The organism is Enterobacter cloacae complex sp. 2024EL-00711, from assembly GCF_047529885.1.
Lineage (GTDB): Bacteria > Pseudomonadota > Gammaproteobacteria > Enterobacterales > Enterobacteriaceae > Enterobacter > Enterobacter ludwigii.
In genome coordinates this window covers 265728-281839 of record NZ_JBLIZC010000001.1, presented here as the reverse complement: position 1 = coordinate 281839, position 16112 = coordinate 265728, and the positions used below count along the sequence as shown (strand labels likewise).

At 55.9% G+C, this 16112-nt stretch carries 13 protein-coding genes; 6 read left to right on the top strand and 7 right to left on the bottom strand.

What is annotated here, in order from left to right:
* Positions 1-24: 24 nt before the first annotated feature.
* Genes ACMVME_RS01365 through ACMVME_RS01355 form a run of 3 tightly spaced genes read right to left on the bottom strand, consistent with a single transcriptional unit; the run spans position 25 to position 2752 of the window.
* The gene (locus ACMVME_RS01365) at positions 25-1020 is read right to left on the bottom strand and encodes a DUF2891 domain-containing protein (protein ID WP_032680985.1); all 996 of its coding nucleotides are present in this window, start codon (positions 1018-1020) and stop codon (positions 25-27) included.
* A 26-nt stretch (positions 1021-1046) separates the two neighbouring features.
* Complete coding sequence (locus ACMVME_RS01360) at positions 1047-2033, bottom strand: DUF979 domain-containing protein (RefSeq protein WP_014170090.1); 987 nt, start codon at positions 2031-2033, stop codon at positions 1047-1049.
* Positions 2030-2752, bottom strand: coding sequence for a DUF969 domain-containing protein (locus tag ACMVME_RS01355; protein WP_014170091.1), 723 nt, complete (start codon positions 2750-2752; stop codon positions 2030-2032). Before ACMVME_RS01355 ends, ACMVME_RS01360 begins: the two co-directional genes overlap by 4 nt.
* A 244-nt stretch (positions 2753-2996) precedes the next feature.
* On the opposite strand from ACMVME_RS01355, the gene ACMVME_RS01350 reads away from it, so the two are divergent.
* Positions 2997-3545, top strand: a complete 549-nt coding sequence (locus ACMVME_RS01350; protein ID WP_014170092.1) for a winged helix DNA-binding protein — start codon at positions 2997-2999, stop codon at positions 3543-3545.
* On the opposite strand, the gene glgX is transcribed toward ACMVME_RS01350, so the two are convergent.
* Genes glgX through treZ form a run of 3 tightly spaced genes read right to left on the bottom strand, consistent with a single transcriptional unit; the run spans position 3546 to position 9890 of the window.
* On the bottom strand, positions 3546-5621 hold the full coding sequence (gene glgX, locus ACMVME_RS01345) for a glycogen debranching protein GlgX (protein WP_032680984.1): 2076 nt from the start codon (positions 5619-5621) through the stop codon (positions 3546-3548). It abuts the gene before it with no gap.
* 16 nt (positions 5622-5637) lie between these two features.
* Entirely contained in the window at positions 5638-8106 is a 2469-nt protein-coding gene (treY, locus tag ACMVME_RS01340; RefSeq protein ID WP_068794641.1) for a malto-oligosyltrehalose synthase, read from the bottom strand.
* Positions 8103-9890, bottom strand: coding sequence for a malto-oligosyltrehalose trehalohydrolase (gene treZ / locus ACMVME_RS01335; RefSeq protein WP_032680982.1), 1788 nt, complete (start codon positions 9888-9890; stop codon positions 8103-8105). Before treZ ends, treY begins: the two co-directional genes overlap by 4 nt.
* A 132-nt stretch (positions 9891-10022) precedes the next feature.
* Between treZ and ACMVME_RS01330 the strand changes: the two genes are divergently transcribed.
* The 4 genes from ACMVME_RS01330 (at position 10023) to ACMVME_RS01315 (ending at position 13526) form a co-directional block, all read left to right on the top strand.
* Positions 10023-10550 (top strand): GNAT family N-acetyltransferase, encoded by a 528-nt coding sequence (locus ACMVME_RS01330; RefSeq protein ID WP_020884118.1) that lies wholly within the window; start codon positions 10023-10025, stop codon positions 10548-10550.
* 178 nt (positions 10551-10728) lie between these two features.
* Complete coding sequence (locus ACMVME_RS01325) at positions 10729-11472, top strand: 5'-nucleotidase, lipoprotein e(P4) family (protein WP_369797155.1); 744 nt, start codon at positions 10729-10731, stop codon at positions 11470-11472.
* 142 nt (positions 11473-11614) lie between these two features.
* Positions 11615-12601, top strand: coding sequence for an MBL fold metallo-hydrolase (locus ACMVME_RS01320; RefSeq protein ID WP_032680980.1), 987 nt, complete (start codon positions 11615-11617; stop codon positions 12599-12601).
* A 13-nt stretch (positions 12602-12614) separates the two neighbouring features.
* Complete coding sequence (locus ACMVME_RS01315) at positions 12615-13526, top strand: LysR family transcriptional regulator (RefSeq protein WP_251858723.1); 912 nt, start codon at positions 12615-12617, stop codon at positions 13524-13526.
* On the opposite strand, the gene ACMVME_RS01310 is transcribed toward ACMVME_RS01315, so the two are convergent.
* A complete protein-coding gene (locus tag ACMVME_RS01310) occupies positions 13517-14401 on the bottom strand; it encodes a LysR substrate-binding domain-containing protein (RefSeq protein WP_059306093.1) in 885 nt (294 codons plus the stop codon). The genes ACMVME_RS01315 and ACMVME_RS01310 overlap by 10 nt on opposite strands.
* A gap of 115 nt (positions 14402-14516) precedes the next feature.
* Here ACMVME_RS01310 and ACMVME_RS01305 point away from each other — a divergent pair, with 115 nt between their 5' ends.
* Positions 14517-16007, top strand: coding sequence for a UbiD family decarboxylase (locus ACMVME_RS01305; protein ID WP_020884113.1), 1491 nt, complete (start codon positions 14517-14519; stop codon positions 16005-16007).
* The last annotated feature ends 105 nt before the right edge of the window (positions 16008-16112 follow it).

Sequence of the window (16112 nt, the reverse complement as noted above, 5' to 3'; positions counted from 1 at the left end):
CGCACTACGCGCTGCACCTGTGATTTACTCCAGCGCCAGCAGCGCAAAACTCGCCAGCCAGTGTCCACCGCTGTAGTGGCTTCCCACCACATGCTCGACGCTTGCCGCCAGATGTCGGTTGACTGCCTCGCGCAGCGCCTGTTGTCCCGGATGGTTATCCGGCAGCGCGCGGGCAATATGCTTCATGCACCAGGCGCGGCTGAGGTTTAACCCATCCAGATGGGCAATTTTCGGGTCGGTACGATCGCTCACTTCTGCCGGGTGCATCAGGGCCGAAACAGACCCCACATCAGGAAGAAAGGCGTCAAACCACGCCGGGAAATGCTCCGCCACCTTACTCATCAACAGCGCTTCCGTCAGCGCGCCGGAAATGTACTCATCACCACCCGGTTCATAGTGGGCCGGGTAATGCGTGTCAGCCAGATAAAAGCGCGTCGCCGCCGTCAGAATAGCCTGTTCAAGGGCGTTATCCTGCACTTCACGGGCGTAATCAATCCCCAGCGCCAGGGCAAAAGCGGTGTTGTAATGCGTACCGACACGGATCGGATAGGTGAGCTTGCTGAGGTAATCCACCAGTCTGTCGCGAATGTCCTGCGTTAACGGCTGCAGTGTCTGATACCAGCTGGCGGCCTGAGGTAACGCGGATTGCTTCAGCTCCTGCGCCAGCGCCAGAAGCCAGCCGTAGCCATAAGGGCGCTCGAACGAGGCGCGAAACGGTGCATTGAAATAGGCCAGCTCTTTCGCCACCTTCTCCTGCGTGATGTGTTCATCAAACAGGGCAACAATTTCATCCCGGCACGACAGTTCAGGGTAAAGCCGCACGCAGCGCAGCAGCAGCCAGTAGCCGTGCACCGCCGAGTGCCAGTCGAAGCAGCCATAAAAAATGGGGTGCAGTTCGCGAGGTGGCAGGACATCACCGTCATCATTAAGCAGGTGCATAATGTGGTTCGGATATTCCTGGCGTAAATAGGTCAAAGGCATGCGGGCAAACGCGTCGGCCTGGTGTTGCGTTAATTCCATATCAGCTCCTTAGATCGTTGCCGCGCTTAGCGAAAAACGAGGAAATACATTAAGAACACGTTGACCACCAGCAGGGTTAACGCCGTTGGGATCTGGATCTTGATCACCTGGTACTTATCTTTAAGCTCCAGCAGCGCGGCCGGAACGATATTAAAGTTGGCCGCCATCGGCGTCATCAGCGTGCCGCAATAGCCCGCGTACATGCCAATCGCCAGCAGCGGTGCCGGGTTACCATGGTGAACGTTAATCAGGAACGGCAAGGCGATACCGGCGCTGAGCACCGGGAATGCCGCGAAGGCGTTGCCCATGATCATAGTGAAAAGCGCCATGCCCACGCAGTAAATCACCACCAGCATGAACCGGCTATCGGGGTTCACAAACAGGCTTACGACCTTCTGGACTGACTCGCCGGTGTTCGCCACCACAAATACCCCGCCCAGCATGGCCAGCATCTGTGGCAAAATCACCGCCCAGCCAATGGTGTCGACCAGGCGTCGGGACTGGCGAATAGCCTGCAATGGCGTGCCTTTGGTCAGCCACCAGCCGGTCAGGATCGCCGCCACACAGGCGACGCACAGTGCCGCCAGCGTGAGCTGTTTCTGGTCAAGAAGGAATACGCCCCCTATCGACACCCCTTTCAGGAATAATGTCCCGATCACCGTAACCACCGGGATCATCAGCGCAGGCAGGAAAAGCCAGTTTTTCAGCCGCGTTGACGAGGCTTCGCGCTCGGCATCGGTAGCCATTTTATAATGCCCCTTCCCGACCAGACCAAAGCCCGCCAGCAGAGCAATCACAATGACGCAGCCGCCGATAATTCGATAAGCAAGGGATTTGCCCAGCTCCTGCACCATCAGGTCACCAAACAGGAAGATCCCGCCGAACAGGAACCAGAACAGCGCGGTGGTAAAACGTTTAGGATTCGCGCGATCGCGCAGGGTCATCACGACCAGCAGCATCACGACAAAGCCGATCAGGTAATACACGCGGTTAATGGTGATCAGGGTCATCATGGCGCGATCTCCTGTGTACCCTGCTCAGCGCGCCAGGACATAACGTCACGACGGATGCTGGCATCCAGACGCAACAGGCGCGTCATATGAATAATCAATGCCGCGATGGCGGTCGGAATGGCCCACAGACCGATATGCAATGGTTCAATGCCCTGTATCCCATTCTCTTTCAGGAAAGCGTCGATCAGCAGCACCGCGCCAAACGCGATAAAAATATCTTCGCCAAAGAAAACCGCGATGTTATCGCACGCCGCGGCATGCGCTTTGATCTTGTCCCGGATATGTTGCGGCAGTTCGCCATACTCATTGAGCGCTGCGCCTTCGGCCATCGGTGCCAGCAGAGGACGAACGGTCTGAGCATGCCCACCCAGCGACATCAATCCCAGCGCGGCCGTCCCTTCACGCGCCACAAAATAGAGCATCAGAATACGTGCCGAGGTGGCGCTGGCAATCTTTGCCACCCACGCCTGCGCCCGCTCTTTCAACCCGTAATATTCCAGCAGGCCAATAACCGGCAGGATCAGAATAAAGGTTGCCAGGGAACGACTGTTGACGAACTTCTCGCCAAAGGTCTCCAGCAACATCCCAAAATCCATGCCAACCAGCAGTCCGGTAGCCAGCCCCGCCACCACAACCACCAGTAGCGGGTTGAAACGCAGAGCAAAACCAATAACCACCACCGGTATACCGATGAGCGGCAACAGTGTCGAACCGTCCATAAACGTTTACCCTATCCAAAGTGAGCGTTGCGCGCCGGCGGCTATTTTTTTAATACTTCGCATCATGGCGAAGCGGGATGCAGTGCGGCGCGCGATGTTGTGTTTTGCGTCAGGCTCCGCAGAACCTGCACTAAAAAGCTATATCTGAACCACAAAAACATGTAAACAATTTATCAATAAAATGTTCTTATTTTATCGATGAGTTTACATTTCCGGGCCAACGTCACCCCCCGTAAGGAACGTTATGACTGCAAAGAAGAGTGCTGGATCATCAAATCACGACGATATAACCGATGGCCGTATCGTGTCCTCTCGCCATCTGGTATCGGAACGTTGCGCGGAATTATCAGAGCTGGAGTACGCGTTGATCATGACCAGCAACGCGTTTAACAAATGGATGGTGCGCTGCATGACCGCAGCCGGTGAGCCAGATATGGGCGCTTTTGATGTCTCGCTTCTGCATCACGTGAACCACCGCGATCGCAAGAAAAAGCTGGCCGACATCTGTTTTGTCCTGAACGTGGAAGATACCCATGTGGTGACGTATGCACTGAAGAAGCTGGTCAAGGCGGGCTACGTGACGAGTGAAAAAGCCGGAAAAGAGCTCTATTTCTCAACGACGGAGGAAGGGAAAGCGCTATGCATGAAATACCGCGACGTGCGGGAAGCGTGCCTGATCAATATCCATGCGGAGAGCGGGATTTCCGGAGCGTCTATTGGTGACACCGCGCAGTTGCTCCGGACCATATCTTCCCTGTATGACACCGCCGCGCGGGCGGCGGCATCGCTGTAGTTAAGGGCGTCTGAAAAGCGAAATACTTCGTCCGGCCAGATGGTATTCCACGGCTTTGGTGATGACCGTCCCGGGGACAACGTCATCCGCCGTGGAGAGTTCCAGTACCCAGCCTCCTTCGCCAAACTGGGGGATCTGGAACGGCACGGTGCCTTCAAACGGGTTAAACAGCATCAGCACATCGTGCCAGAGGCCCGGCTCCTGTCTGAGGTCCGGTCTGCTGATGGATACGCCGAGGGTTGAACCTTCATCCCACTGCTCATCCTGCTGCGGGCCGCCGCCGGCGTTAAACCAGCGGATCTCAAGTCCGTCGCGCCAGCTTTCTCGCCGCAGCAATGGCTGTTTCGCGCGAAGGGCAATCAGATGGCGGGTAAAGTCGCGCAGGGCGGTGTCGTTTTCCGATAACCCCTTCCAGTCGATCCAGGAGATCTCGCTGTCCTGGCAATACCCGTTATTGTTCCCCTTTTGCGTACGGCCAAACTCGTCCCCGGCCAGCAGCATTGGCGTGCCGTGAGAGAACAACAGCGTGGTGAGGAAATTACGCTTCTGCCGCTCCCGGGTAGCGATAATATCCGGATTCTCTGTCGGCCCTTCCTCTCCGTAGTTATACGACCGGTTATCGTTGTGCCCGTCGTTATTGTCTTCACCATTGTCGGCATTATGCTTTTCGTTGTAAGACACCAGGTCGTTCAACGTAAAGCCGTCGTGGGCGGTAATAAAGTTGATGCTGGCCCACGGACGGCGTCCGCGCAGGTCGTACAAGTCACCGGAACCGAGCAGGCGCGCGGCGAAGTCGTTAGACACGTTATCGCCCTTCCAGTACTCACGTACGGTATCGCGGTATTTGTCGTTCCACTCCCCCCAGCCTGGCGGGAAGCCGCCGACCTGATAACCGCCGGGGCCGATATCCCAGGGCTCACCAATCAGCTTCAGACGGGATAACACCGGATCCTGCGTGACGGCATCGAAAAAGCCACCGCGCGGATCAAAGCCTTCGGGCTCACGGCCCAGAATTGTCCCGAGGTCGAAACGGAAACCGTCAATATGCATCGATTCGGCCCAGTAGCGCAGTGAATCCATCACCATCTGCAGCACTCTCGGGTGGGAGGTATTCACCGTATTCCCCGTGCCGGTGTCGTTAATGTAATACCGGTGTTGATCGGGTAAGGTGCGGTAATAGCTGAAGTTATCGATGCCCTTAAACGACAGCGTTGGGCCGAGCTCATTGCCTTCTGCCGTGTGGTTATAGACAACATCAAGGATCACCTCGATGCCTGCGTCATGATAGGCGCGCACCATATCGCGAAAACCCTGGATCCCCGCCGGACCGTAATAGCGTGACGCCGGCGCAAAGAAGCCGAGCGTGTTGTAGCCCCAGAAGTTTTTCAGCCCCCTGTCGAGCAGGTGTTGATCGTCCGGGAACCAGTGAACCGGAAGCAGTTCAACCGAGGTGATGCCAAGGCTTTTGATGTAATCGACCGAGGCTTTGTGTCCCATCCCTTCAAACGTACCGCGAAGTTCAGGCGGGATCGCCGGGTTAAGCTGGGTAAAGCCCTTCACGTGGCTCTCATACACAACGGTATTCGGCCACGGAATGGTTGGCCGGTTATCATCCTGCCAGTCAAAAGCATTGGGGTCGATGACCTTGCATTTTGGCGTGAACGGCGCGCTGTCGCGGGTATCAAAACTGAGGTCGAGATCGTCATGACCCAGCTCATAGCCGAAATGGGCGTCGTTCCAGTCGATATCGCCCACCAGTTCACGGGCATACGGATCGATAAGCAGTTTATTGGGGTTGAAGCGATGCCCGTTTTCCGGGTCATAGGGGCCGTAGACACGATAGCCGTACAGCGCGCCAGGCTTCAGATCCGGCACATAGCCGTGCCACACTTCATGGGTATATTCCGGCAGCTCCAGCCGGGCGATTTCGGTTTTTCCTGAAGGGTCAAACAGACAGAGCTCAACTCGCTCCGCATGTGCTGAAAACAGCGCAAAGTTGACCCCCTTCCCGTCATAATTTGCGCCTTGCTGCTGGCCATGACCGGCCCGAATTTCAAACGTATTATCCTTTGGCATTTTTTGTTCTCCACGATCATTCGCAGGTAAGCAGAACCATTAAGCATCCCGTTTCAGACGTTACATCCAGCGTCTCTTGCAGAACCCGGCTTTCACCGGTGAACAGATCCCGGTAGCGTTTTCCTGCCAGCGCATCGGGTATAGCAATAGTGGTATTGGCCCACAGTGCTTCATGGGTTGTCACGTCGAAGACCAGCCGCGGCACGGCAACAATCAGCGCCTCCTCGTCTTTCACGCGTGCGTAAACAATCAGGTTCTCCGCCCGCTCGCCGCTCACCTTCAGTGGCAGCCAGTCACCGTAATGGAATAGCGCGGCATAATGTGGACGAAGCCGTAACAGCGTGGCGGTGACATATTGCTTAACGCTTCCGTCTCGCCAGCATTCCGGGCGGGCAAATACCCCGGCATCCGCCGTGCTGAGGTGGTGCACCAGCGCGGGGAAATCCGGTTCCCGTCGGTTATCCGGGTCGACAAGGCTAAAGTTAAGCGCTTCGCAGCCCTGATAGATGTCCGGTACCCCGGGTGCGGTAAGTTTGATCACCGTCTGGCTGAGGCTGTTCATCAGCCCTGCACGGATAAAAGGCTGCATCGCCTCACTGAAATCCTTCAGGAACAGCGTGTTGTCCGGTGAAAGCAGATGCCGGGCATAGCTCAGCACCACGCTCTCATAGCTTTCGTTGCTGTCTATCCAGTCTGTGCGTTGTTTGGCTTCGCGCAGCGCTTTCTCCAGGAAGCCGAGGAAGCGCTCTTCGAGTGATTTCAGCCCGTCGACATCGTCAGGTGACAGCGTGGCGGGCCAGACGCCGGCCAGAGCCTGATAAATCATCCAGGTATCGGCAGCGTTCGGCGCGGTACCGTCGCTCAGAAAACGCACGTGGGTTTGATTCATCTGCCGCCAGCGGGCCAGATTTTCGCCCCATTGTTCCGGCGCTTCCGTCAGGGTATAGAGGCGTGCCCGGGCATCTTCACCGCGCTTCGTGTCATGGGTGGATGTCCCGAGTAAGGCGTCAGGCTGACGGGCAAGACGGATGCGCATTTCCTGATGAAAACGCGATAGCGAAAAGGCGCGCGGCGTCGGGTCTGCCCCCACTTCGTTAAGCGCCAGCTCCAGGTTATGGCGAAAGAACAGCGTATCTTCCACGGATTTCGCCATCAGTGGCCCGGTGAGCTGCTGGAAGCGGGTTCTGAAACGAGCCGCGTCGTCGTGGCAATTTTCAGGAAGATCGCCGGTGAGAATGCACACGATCAGGCTCAGGGCCGCTTCAGAGGTGTTAACGCTTGCGACAACGCGATTGAGCAGCGCCACGTCAGAGGCGGTTAATCCTTCACGGGTGCCGTAGGTCCGATACACCGGAAACGCGATCAGCAACTCGCGCAACGCATGGTGGATCTCGTCGGGTTGCAGTTCAACCGCATTGCGTCGGGCAAGATCGGTGGCGATAGTTAACAGGGTAGTGAATTCGCCCTCAAAATTGCGATCGGTCATTAGCCCTTTGGCATCCCGTAACGCTGCAAACCGATCAACGGTTTCCCCGAGCGTGTCGTCATGGATTTTCTCCAGGCGGTCAAGGCGGCTGTCGTCCACCAGAACTTCCGCCAGCGAGGCAATAAACTCGTACCCCGTGGTGCCAGAGACTGGCCATTCGACGGGCAGCTGTTCCCCTTTGGCGAGAATTTTTTCAACCGTGATGTAACAGGCCGGTCCGGTTGCCTGGCGCAGACGCTGCAGATAGCCCAGCGGATCGGCCAGACCGTCGATATGGTCAATTCGCAGACCGTCAACGACGCCAGAATGAACCAGTTCAAGGATCAATCGGTGTGTATCACTAAATACCGACGCGTCTTCAACCCGCACGCCCACCAGGCCGGTGATTTCGAAGAAACGCCGCCACGAGAGCTGTTTCGGGGCTTCACGCCAGGACATCAGCCTCCAGCTCTGGGCCTCGTGCAGCGCCGCAATGCTTTTACCCTCCACAAAGGTACCCGGGTTAAGAGGATAGGCGGTGTCGTAGTAGACCAGCGCGGCTTTGCCCGTGACAGGGTCACGTTTTACAGTGATGGCGCCCTTCTCAAGCTCCGCCTCAAAGGTGTCGCCCAGAAACGGCAGCGTAAGCGGCCGTGACCAGTCAATATCGAAATAGCGTGCGTAGCGGCTCTGTTTGCCATGCTCAATCACGTCTCGCCACCAGTGATTCTCCAGCGAGGTCGACATGTGGTTAGGCACAATATCCAGTATCAAGCCCATTCCCGCCTGCCTGAGCGCGGCCGCCATACGGTCGAATCCTTCTCGTCCGCCAATGGCGGGGTCGATTTCATTCGGGTCGGTCACGTCATAGCCGTGCGTAGAGCCGGTCGTGGCGGTGAACACAGGTGAGGCGTAAAGATGGCTGATGCCGAGATCTTTCATATACGGCACCAGTTCCACGACACGGTCAAACGTCATGCCGTTACGGAACTGAATACGGTAGGTCGCGGAAGGGATCATAACGATGCTTCTCCATCAGCAAAGCGAACAACAATACTGTTCGGCGGTAACACCTCGTTCACCTCCGGCCAGCTAAAGAGCGTTTCTCCTGCCAGTGCAGGCACATCAACAGCCTTATTGCCGGTATTGAACGCCAGAGACAACGTTCCGGTCGGGAATCGCCAGCTCACTGCAATCATGCCGGGTGCCGTTCTGATGACTTTGCTCTCCACCGTGACGCCCTTTCGCAGTAACGGAACGATATGACGATGGCGCAACGTCAGCAGCGTTCGCGTGAAGCGAAGCCACGTTTTACCGTCATCGGTGGCGACCTTATTCCAGTCAATTTTGGAGCGAACAAAGGTCTTCACGTCATTCGGGTCGGGGACGGACGCATCGTGCCCGGCATGGCCGGTAAACTCTTTTGCGCGCCCTTCTCGCACTGCTTTAGCAAGCTCACCGTGAAAATCGGTAAAGAACAAAAACGGATTGGTTTCACCAAACTCTTCCCCCATAAACAGCAGCGGAATATGGGGCGAAAGCAGCAGTGCAGCAAGCAACACCCGTGTTTTATCGGCCCCCGCGAGGGCGATCAGTCTCTCTCCCTGAGCGCGGTTGCCGGTTTGATCGTGGTTTTGAATAAAATCGACAAAAAACTGTGGCGGCTGCGTGTGACATTCCACGCCGCGCGATTTGCCGGTCTGGAGAGAAACCTCGCCCTGATAGACAAAACCTTCCGTCAGAGCACGGGCGAGTTTTTTCTCCGGTTCAAAGGCAAAATCCTGGTAGTACGCATGCGTTTCGCCGGTGGCAAAGACATGCGCGGCATTGTGAAAGTCATCGTTCCACTCCGCGGTAAAAAGCGGGGTCGCACCGTGTGCGTCACGCGGATGCAGGAAGATAACGTTACGGCTGTCTTCGGTGGTGAGATGGATCTGCCGCCCGGGAATAGCCTCGCGAATGTGTTCGGCAATCTCCTGCAGGATATGTTTATCCGACGCGTCTTCAATCTGGTCGATAGCATCAAACCGTAATCCATCAAGATGGTATTCCGTCAGCCAGAACAGCGGGGCTTCGGTAATGTATTGCCTGACCGGCTCAGCCTCGTAAGCAATCCCGTTGCCCCAGGGCGTCATCCGTTCCGCGTCGAAAAACGCGGGTGACAGCACAGGCAGATAATTGCCTTCCGGGCCGAAGTGGTTAAGCACAATATCCAGCACGACAGAAAGCCCAAGCCCATGCGCAGCATCGATAAAGGCGTGGAAGTCTTCTGGCGTGCCATAGGCAGCGTGCGGTGCATACAGCAATACCCCGTCATATCCCCAGCCGCGCGATCCGCCAAACTGTGAGACGGGCATGACTTCAATCTGGGTAATGCCAAGTTCAGCCAGGTAAGGCAGTTTTTCAATGGCGGCCCGGAAGGTGCCCTCCGGGGTAAAGGTGCCGATGTGCAGCTCGTAAATCACCGTGTCTTCCCACGGACGCCCTGCCCACTCGCGGTTGCCGGGCGGATACCGTCTGGCATCGATAACAACCGAGGGACCGTTAACATCCCCAGCCTGGGCGCGCGACGCCGGATCGGGAACGGCCATGCCGTCCTGCAAAACATACTGATACTCTGTGCCGTGCGTGACGCCGGGGACTTCAATCTGGAACCAGCCATTGCCGACCGCCGTCATTGGCAAGTCGTTTTCTGCCAGACGTAGCGTAAGTTCTTTCTGCCCTTCTGCCCAGACGCGAAAACGTACAACGTCATTGGAAATAAACTCAGCACCCCAGTGTTTTTGAAATGTCCTGAATTCCATTCATTGTCCTCGAATGACCCACATTTTACGCGGAATGAAGTACAAGCTTAGTTCAGGATCAAAAGAGTGTTACGCCAGCGGTTTTAATGACTTCATCTATTATTTATAAAAATATTCGCCACAAGGAATACCATGCAGATTCGAAAAGGATTAAATACCGACCTCGCACGTCTTGAATGCTGTGACTTTTCATTCACCGTCAGTCACGTTGCGCGGGAGCCTTTTATACATTGTGATTTGCATATCGACGCTGTCGCCGTGCCTTATCGTAAAACGTATGAGCTCGATATGCAGACCCTTGAAAATCATTGCGTTAATCCGGATGCCATATTTCTTGTGGCCGAAACAGATGAGGGAGAAATTGCCGGTTTTATCACCGCGTCAATGAGCTGGAATAAATTTATCGCCGTTGACTATATTGCCGTTGAGCGCACGAAACGCAGGGCTGGCGCGGCGCAAAAATTGATGGCGGCCGCACACGTGTGGGCGCGCAGCGTCAACGCGGCTGGATTAAGGCTCGAAACCCAGAATGTGAATGTTTCTGCCTGCCTGTTCTACCGTCATTATGGCTTTACGTTAGGCGGATACGATCGTTTCCTCTACAACGCATTACCGGAAAAAGACGAAATCGCCCTGTTCTGGTATTACATGCTGATCTGACCCTGGCTCTAACGGATATTGGCGGACGAAAGCGATTAGTCTGAAAATTATCCACCCGGCGCGCAAGGGAATGTGCGTCAGAATATGACTCACCTGCCTCCCTTCATTTTTCTGTCACTTAATTTCAATACGCTTACATGATTTTGACAATGACGTTAAGGAAAGAAGAGTGAATTCAATGGCTAAGGCATTACTGCTGGCATTACCTGTTTTGAGCGCGACCGCCACGGCAGCCGACCACGATATCTGTGAGCCGAAAGCGTATGAGATGGCGCTGCGCTATCAACAGAAATCGGCAGAAATCATGGCACTTCAGCTGCAGACCTATCGTTTCGCCACCGAGCGTTTTAACGAAAAAATAAAAGGGCTGACTGCACCTGAGAACTATGCCGTTGTGATGGATCTTGATGAAACGGTGCTGGATAACACCCCCTTACTGGCGCGTGATGCCGAACAGTGCCACGACTACACGAAATGGGACACCTGGAGTGACTGGGAAAAGCAGGGAAAACCGGGATTAATTCCTGGCGCGAAGGCGTTTCTTGATCGCGTGAATCAAAGTAAGGTCCGTATTTATTATGTATCTGACCGCATGCAGGAAAACAAAGCAGATACGCTCAATACGTTAAAATCCCTTGGCTTACCGCAGGTTTCAGAGGATAGCGTTCTGCTCGATACGGTCAGTAAAGAAGCCCGCCGCCAGAGCATCCTGAAGAAACAGCAGATAATCATGCTCTTCGGTGACAGCCTGCCTGATTTCGCCGCGCAATTTAAAAACAAAAAGCCGAGCGAAGCGCAGCGTGAACTCGTTGAGGCCAGTGCCGATCGCTTTGGCAGTGACTGGATTGTGCTGCCCAATGCCGCGTATGGCTCGTGGTCAAAAGCCACGCTTGAAGGCTGGAAAGCCCCGCTGAAGCAATAACGTCTGGCTTGCCGGGTGGCACATTGCAGCCACCCGACATTTGATCCGACCTATTCATCCCGTTTATAGGTCCTATCATTATCAGGCGGGTTCATATAATTTTACGGAGAAGTAAGATGAGCTCTTTCTGAAGGAGACCCTTATGCTGACCGTAAAAAAACTAGCCCTGACAACGCTGATTTCCAGTTCGTTATTGTTCTACCCTGCGCTTCAGGCTTCGGCAGAAACGCCCCAGCACGTGGTTAAACAGCCTGCCGGGGGGTACAGTGTGCAGGTTGGCGATATTATGGTGACCTCGTTTACCGACGGTACCGTGGCGCAAGACCTGCACAAATTACTTCGTCGGACGACCCCGCAGAAAACCGATGCGTTGCTCACACAAAATTTCCAGACCAACCCGGTAGAGGCGTCCATTAACGCTTTTCTGATTGCGCTACCCGGCCACAAGATTCTGGTGGATACCGGCTCAGGCCAGCTTTTTGGCCCCGCTAACGGCGGGCGACTGATTGAGAGTCTGGCAACGCAGGGGATCGCGCCGCAGGACATCACCGAGATTTTACTGACCCATGCACACTCCGACCATGCCGGTGGCCTGGTCAAAGATGGCAAGGCGGTGTTTACCAATGCGCGCGTTTTTGTCGGCAAACCTGACATCGACTTTTTCTTTAACAACGATAATCAGAAAAAAACCGGCTACGACCAGAACTACTTCGATGTCGCGCAGAAAACCTTAAAACCGTATCGTGATGCCGGCAAGGTGGTTCCTTTTTCCGGAACCTCGCAGATTCTGCCCGGGATAACCGGCACGGTTCACCCGGGCCATACGCCTGGTTCGGCCTTCTATACGCTGGAAAGTAAAGGCGAGAAAATCACCTTTGTCGGCGATATTATCCACGTCGCGGCGGTACAGTTCCCGCAGCCCGCCGTGACCATCGCCTACGACCAGGATCAGGACGGTGCGGCACGTGTCCGCCAGGATGCTTTTGCTGATTTTGTGAAAAACAGAGACCTTGTCGCAGCCCCCCACCTGCCGTTCCCGGGTATCGGTTATGTCACGAAAGGCGAGCACGGCGGTTACGCCTGGGTGCCCGTCACCTATACCAATCGTGACAGCCACAGCGCAAAGTAAAACGGATAACACGATGACGCCCGTTGCTGAGATGGATATCGACCTGATCCTGACGCTGGATGCATTGCTCCAGGATCAGAACATCACCCATGCGGCCGCGCGGCTCGGCATCAGCCAGCCCGCGATGTCTGCCCGTCTGGCGCGCCTGCGCTCGCTCTTTGGCGAACCGTTGTTTATCCCTTCCCCACATGGACGTGGGGTGTTGCCCACGCCCAGAGCGGAGGCGCTGAGGCCGCAGGTCATGACCGTATTGCGGGGCATTAACGCGATGTTTGCCCCCACCACCTTTGATGCGCAAACCAGCCAGCGGACATTTGTGATTGCCCTGCATGAAAATCCGGCCCTGATGCTGGGTGCGGAACTGCTTAATCAGTTCCGGGCCCATGCCCCGGGGATCCGCTTGCGGTTCGCGCTGCCAGAAATGGCAACCCTGCCACAGCAGCTGGAAAAGGGTGATGTGGATGTCTATATCGGTGTGAGCGCCGGCGCGCACGACGGCTGGGTCAGACGCAAACTTTTCGATGACCAGTTTGCAACAGCCCAGCGAAAAGGCCACCCCCGCGGTGTTGGGCCACTGGATCTGGAGCACTATTGCGCACTCTCTCATCTGGTGGTCTCTTCAGAGGGTGACCCGTTTACCGGCTTTGTGGATCAAACCCTGGGCGGACTGGGGTATCAGCGCAACGTGGTGATGTCCACGCAGAGCTACGCCATGGCACCTCCGCTTGTCGCCAGCACGGACCTGCTCTGCACCTTACCGGAACGTATGCTGCAACGCTTTGCCTCGACGCTGGATATCTTTCCCCCGCCGCTGCCGCTGCAGCCGATTACCATCAGCATGTACTGGCACCCGAAAAACAGTCAGGATCCGGCAAGCCTCTGGCTGCGCGAGCAACTGCTGCTGACCGCGGGACGTCAGATGTGATCGAGGGTGTGCAGAAATTTCTTTAACACCTCTGAGCGAATGATCCGGTGGCACACCAGCTTCAGCTCGCTTTCCCTGAGCCTGTCAATGATGTCGACGTACACGACATTCTCCACGCTGACTGCCCTGGCCGAGGCCGGCAATAGCGCCATGCCAAACCCCGCAGAGACCAGGCTGATGACAGTAGGTACGTCGGTGGCGTTTTGTACCACCTCAGGCTGGAAACCTGCGCCGTAACAAACGTCATAGAAGTACTGTTCGAGGCCCATTCCCTCCGGGTCGCGCAGGGAGATCCATTTTTCGTCTTTCACCGAGGCGAGCGTAAGCGCGGACGATTTTGCCAGAGGGTGCTGTGAAGAGAGCGCCAGCACCGTTTTCTCGGACGTAAACGGGCGGCTTTGCAGGTCGTCTGGCAGAGACGGCAGCGGTGCCCGGATGATGGCCACATCCAGCTGGTTGCTTTGCACGGCGGTATAGAGCGTCTGCACATTCCCCGTCATTAGCGACATGGTGATGGCAGGCCACCGACTGTGCATCTGGCGCAGCGCGGCAGGCAGCCTGGTGTCAAACATGGCGCTCGATACGCACCCGAGATTCAACACCCCTTGCTCCCCCCTCGCCGTTTGCCTGGCGTCCAGTACCGCCTGTTCCGTCAGGGCGATCGCCAGCCTGGCTTTCTCCAGGAAAGCTTCACCGGCCGGCGTCAGGGTTAAACGGCGGTTCGCCCGGCTGAAGAGCGTAACGCCTAACCGTTCCTCTAACGTTTTAATCTGCTGACTCAGCGCGGGTTGTGCCATGTTCAGGCGCTCCGCAGCCCGGTGCATGTGAAGCTCTTCCGCAACGACAATGAAATTACGCATCTGACGAAATTGCATAACGCTTACCCGGATTTTTTGATAATAAATTTCTTATCAAAATAGCAGTAATGATGCAATTGATGCTATGGGCTATTGCCATAAAAATGGAGGCATGCAAACACGGGAGGAAAAAATGGAAAGCCCAGTCAACGATCTCAGAAGTGCCATCGCGTTACTGCAACGCCACGAAGGACAATATATTGAAACGGATCATCCGGTGGATCCCAACGCGGAGCTGGCGGGTGTTTATCGACACATTGGTGCGGGCGGCACGGTGAAACGCCCTACCCGAACGGGCCCGGCCATGATGTTCAATAACGTTAAAGGTTATCCGGATTCGCGTATCCTGGTGGGCATGCACGCCAGCCGGGAAAGAGCGGCACTCCTTCTGGGATGTGAACCCTCGACGCTCGCGCAGCACGTCGGTCAGGCCGTGAAAAACCCGATCGCGCCGGTTGTTGTCCCGGCATCGCAGGCCCCTTGCCAGGAGCAGGTATTCTACGCTGACGATCCTGATTTTGATCTGCGTAAACTGCTTCCGGCCCCGACCAACACGCCGATTGATGCTGGCCCGTTCTTCTGTCTGGGGCTGGTACTGGCAAGCGATCCGGAAGACAGTTCGCTGACTGACGTCACGATTCACCGTCTCTGCGTTCAGGAGCGCGATGAGCTTTCCATGTTCCTGGCCGCGGGGCGCCACATTGAGGTCTTTCGTAAAAAGGCTGAAGCAGCCGGAAAACCGCTGCCGGTGACGATCAACATGGGGCTCGACCCGGCGATTTATATCGGCGCCTGCTTTGAAGCGCCCACGACGCCATTTGGTTATAACGAACTGGGCGTTGCCGGGGCGCTGCGTCAGAAACCGGTCGAACTGGTGCAGGGCGTGGCGGTAAAAGAGAAAGCGATCGCGCGGGCTGAAATCATTATCGAAGGCGAACTGCTGCCAGGCGTGCGCGTTAGAGAAGACCAGCACACCAACAGTGGCCATGCGATGCCGGAATTTCCGGGCTACTGCGGCGAGGCAAACCCTTCTTTGCCCGTCATCAAAGTGAAAGCCGTTACCCTGCGTCACCAGGCAATCCTGCAAACGCTGGTGGGGCCAGGTGAAGAGCACACCACGCTCGCTGGCCTGCCAACGGAGGCCAGCATCCGCAATGCCGTTGAAGAGGCAATTCCGGGCTTCCTGCAAAATGTCTATGCGCATACCGCGGGCGGCGGTAAGTTCCTCGGCATTCTGCAGGTGAAAAAACGCCAGCCATCCGATGAAGGACGTCAGGGACAGGCGGCGCTTATCGCACTCGCGACCTATTCCGAGCTGAAAAACATCATTCTTGTCGACGAAGACGTGGATATTTTCGACAGCGACGACATCCTGTGGGCGATGACCACCCGCATGCAGGGAGATGTCAGCATCACCACTATTCCGGGGATCCGCGGCCACCAGTTGGATCCGTCGCAGTCGCCGGATTACAGCACGTCGATTCGCGGAAATGGCATTTCCTGTAAGACCATCTTCGATTGCACGGTACCGTGGGCGCTGAAGGACCGCTTCGAACGCGCGCCGTTTATGGAGGTTGACCCACGTCCGTGGGCACCAGATTTGTTTGACACAAAACACGACTAGCGCGTTCGCGATACAGAAGAGCGTATGGCTTTCGGTTCATTCGCTCTTCTGTTTTTCATCGCAGGTAAAAAGGGAAATTGCCGCTTCCCCTGCTTTCTTGTACCC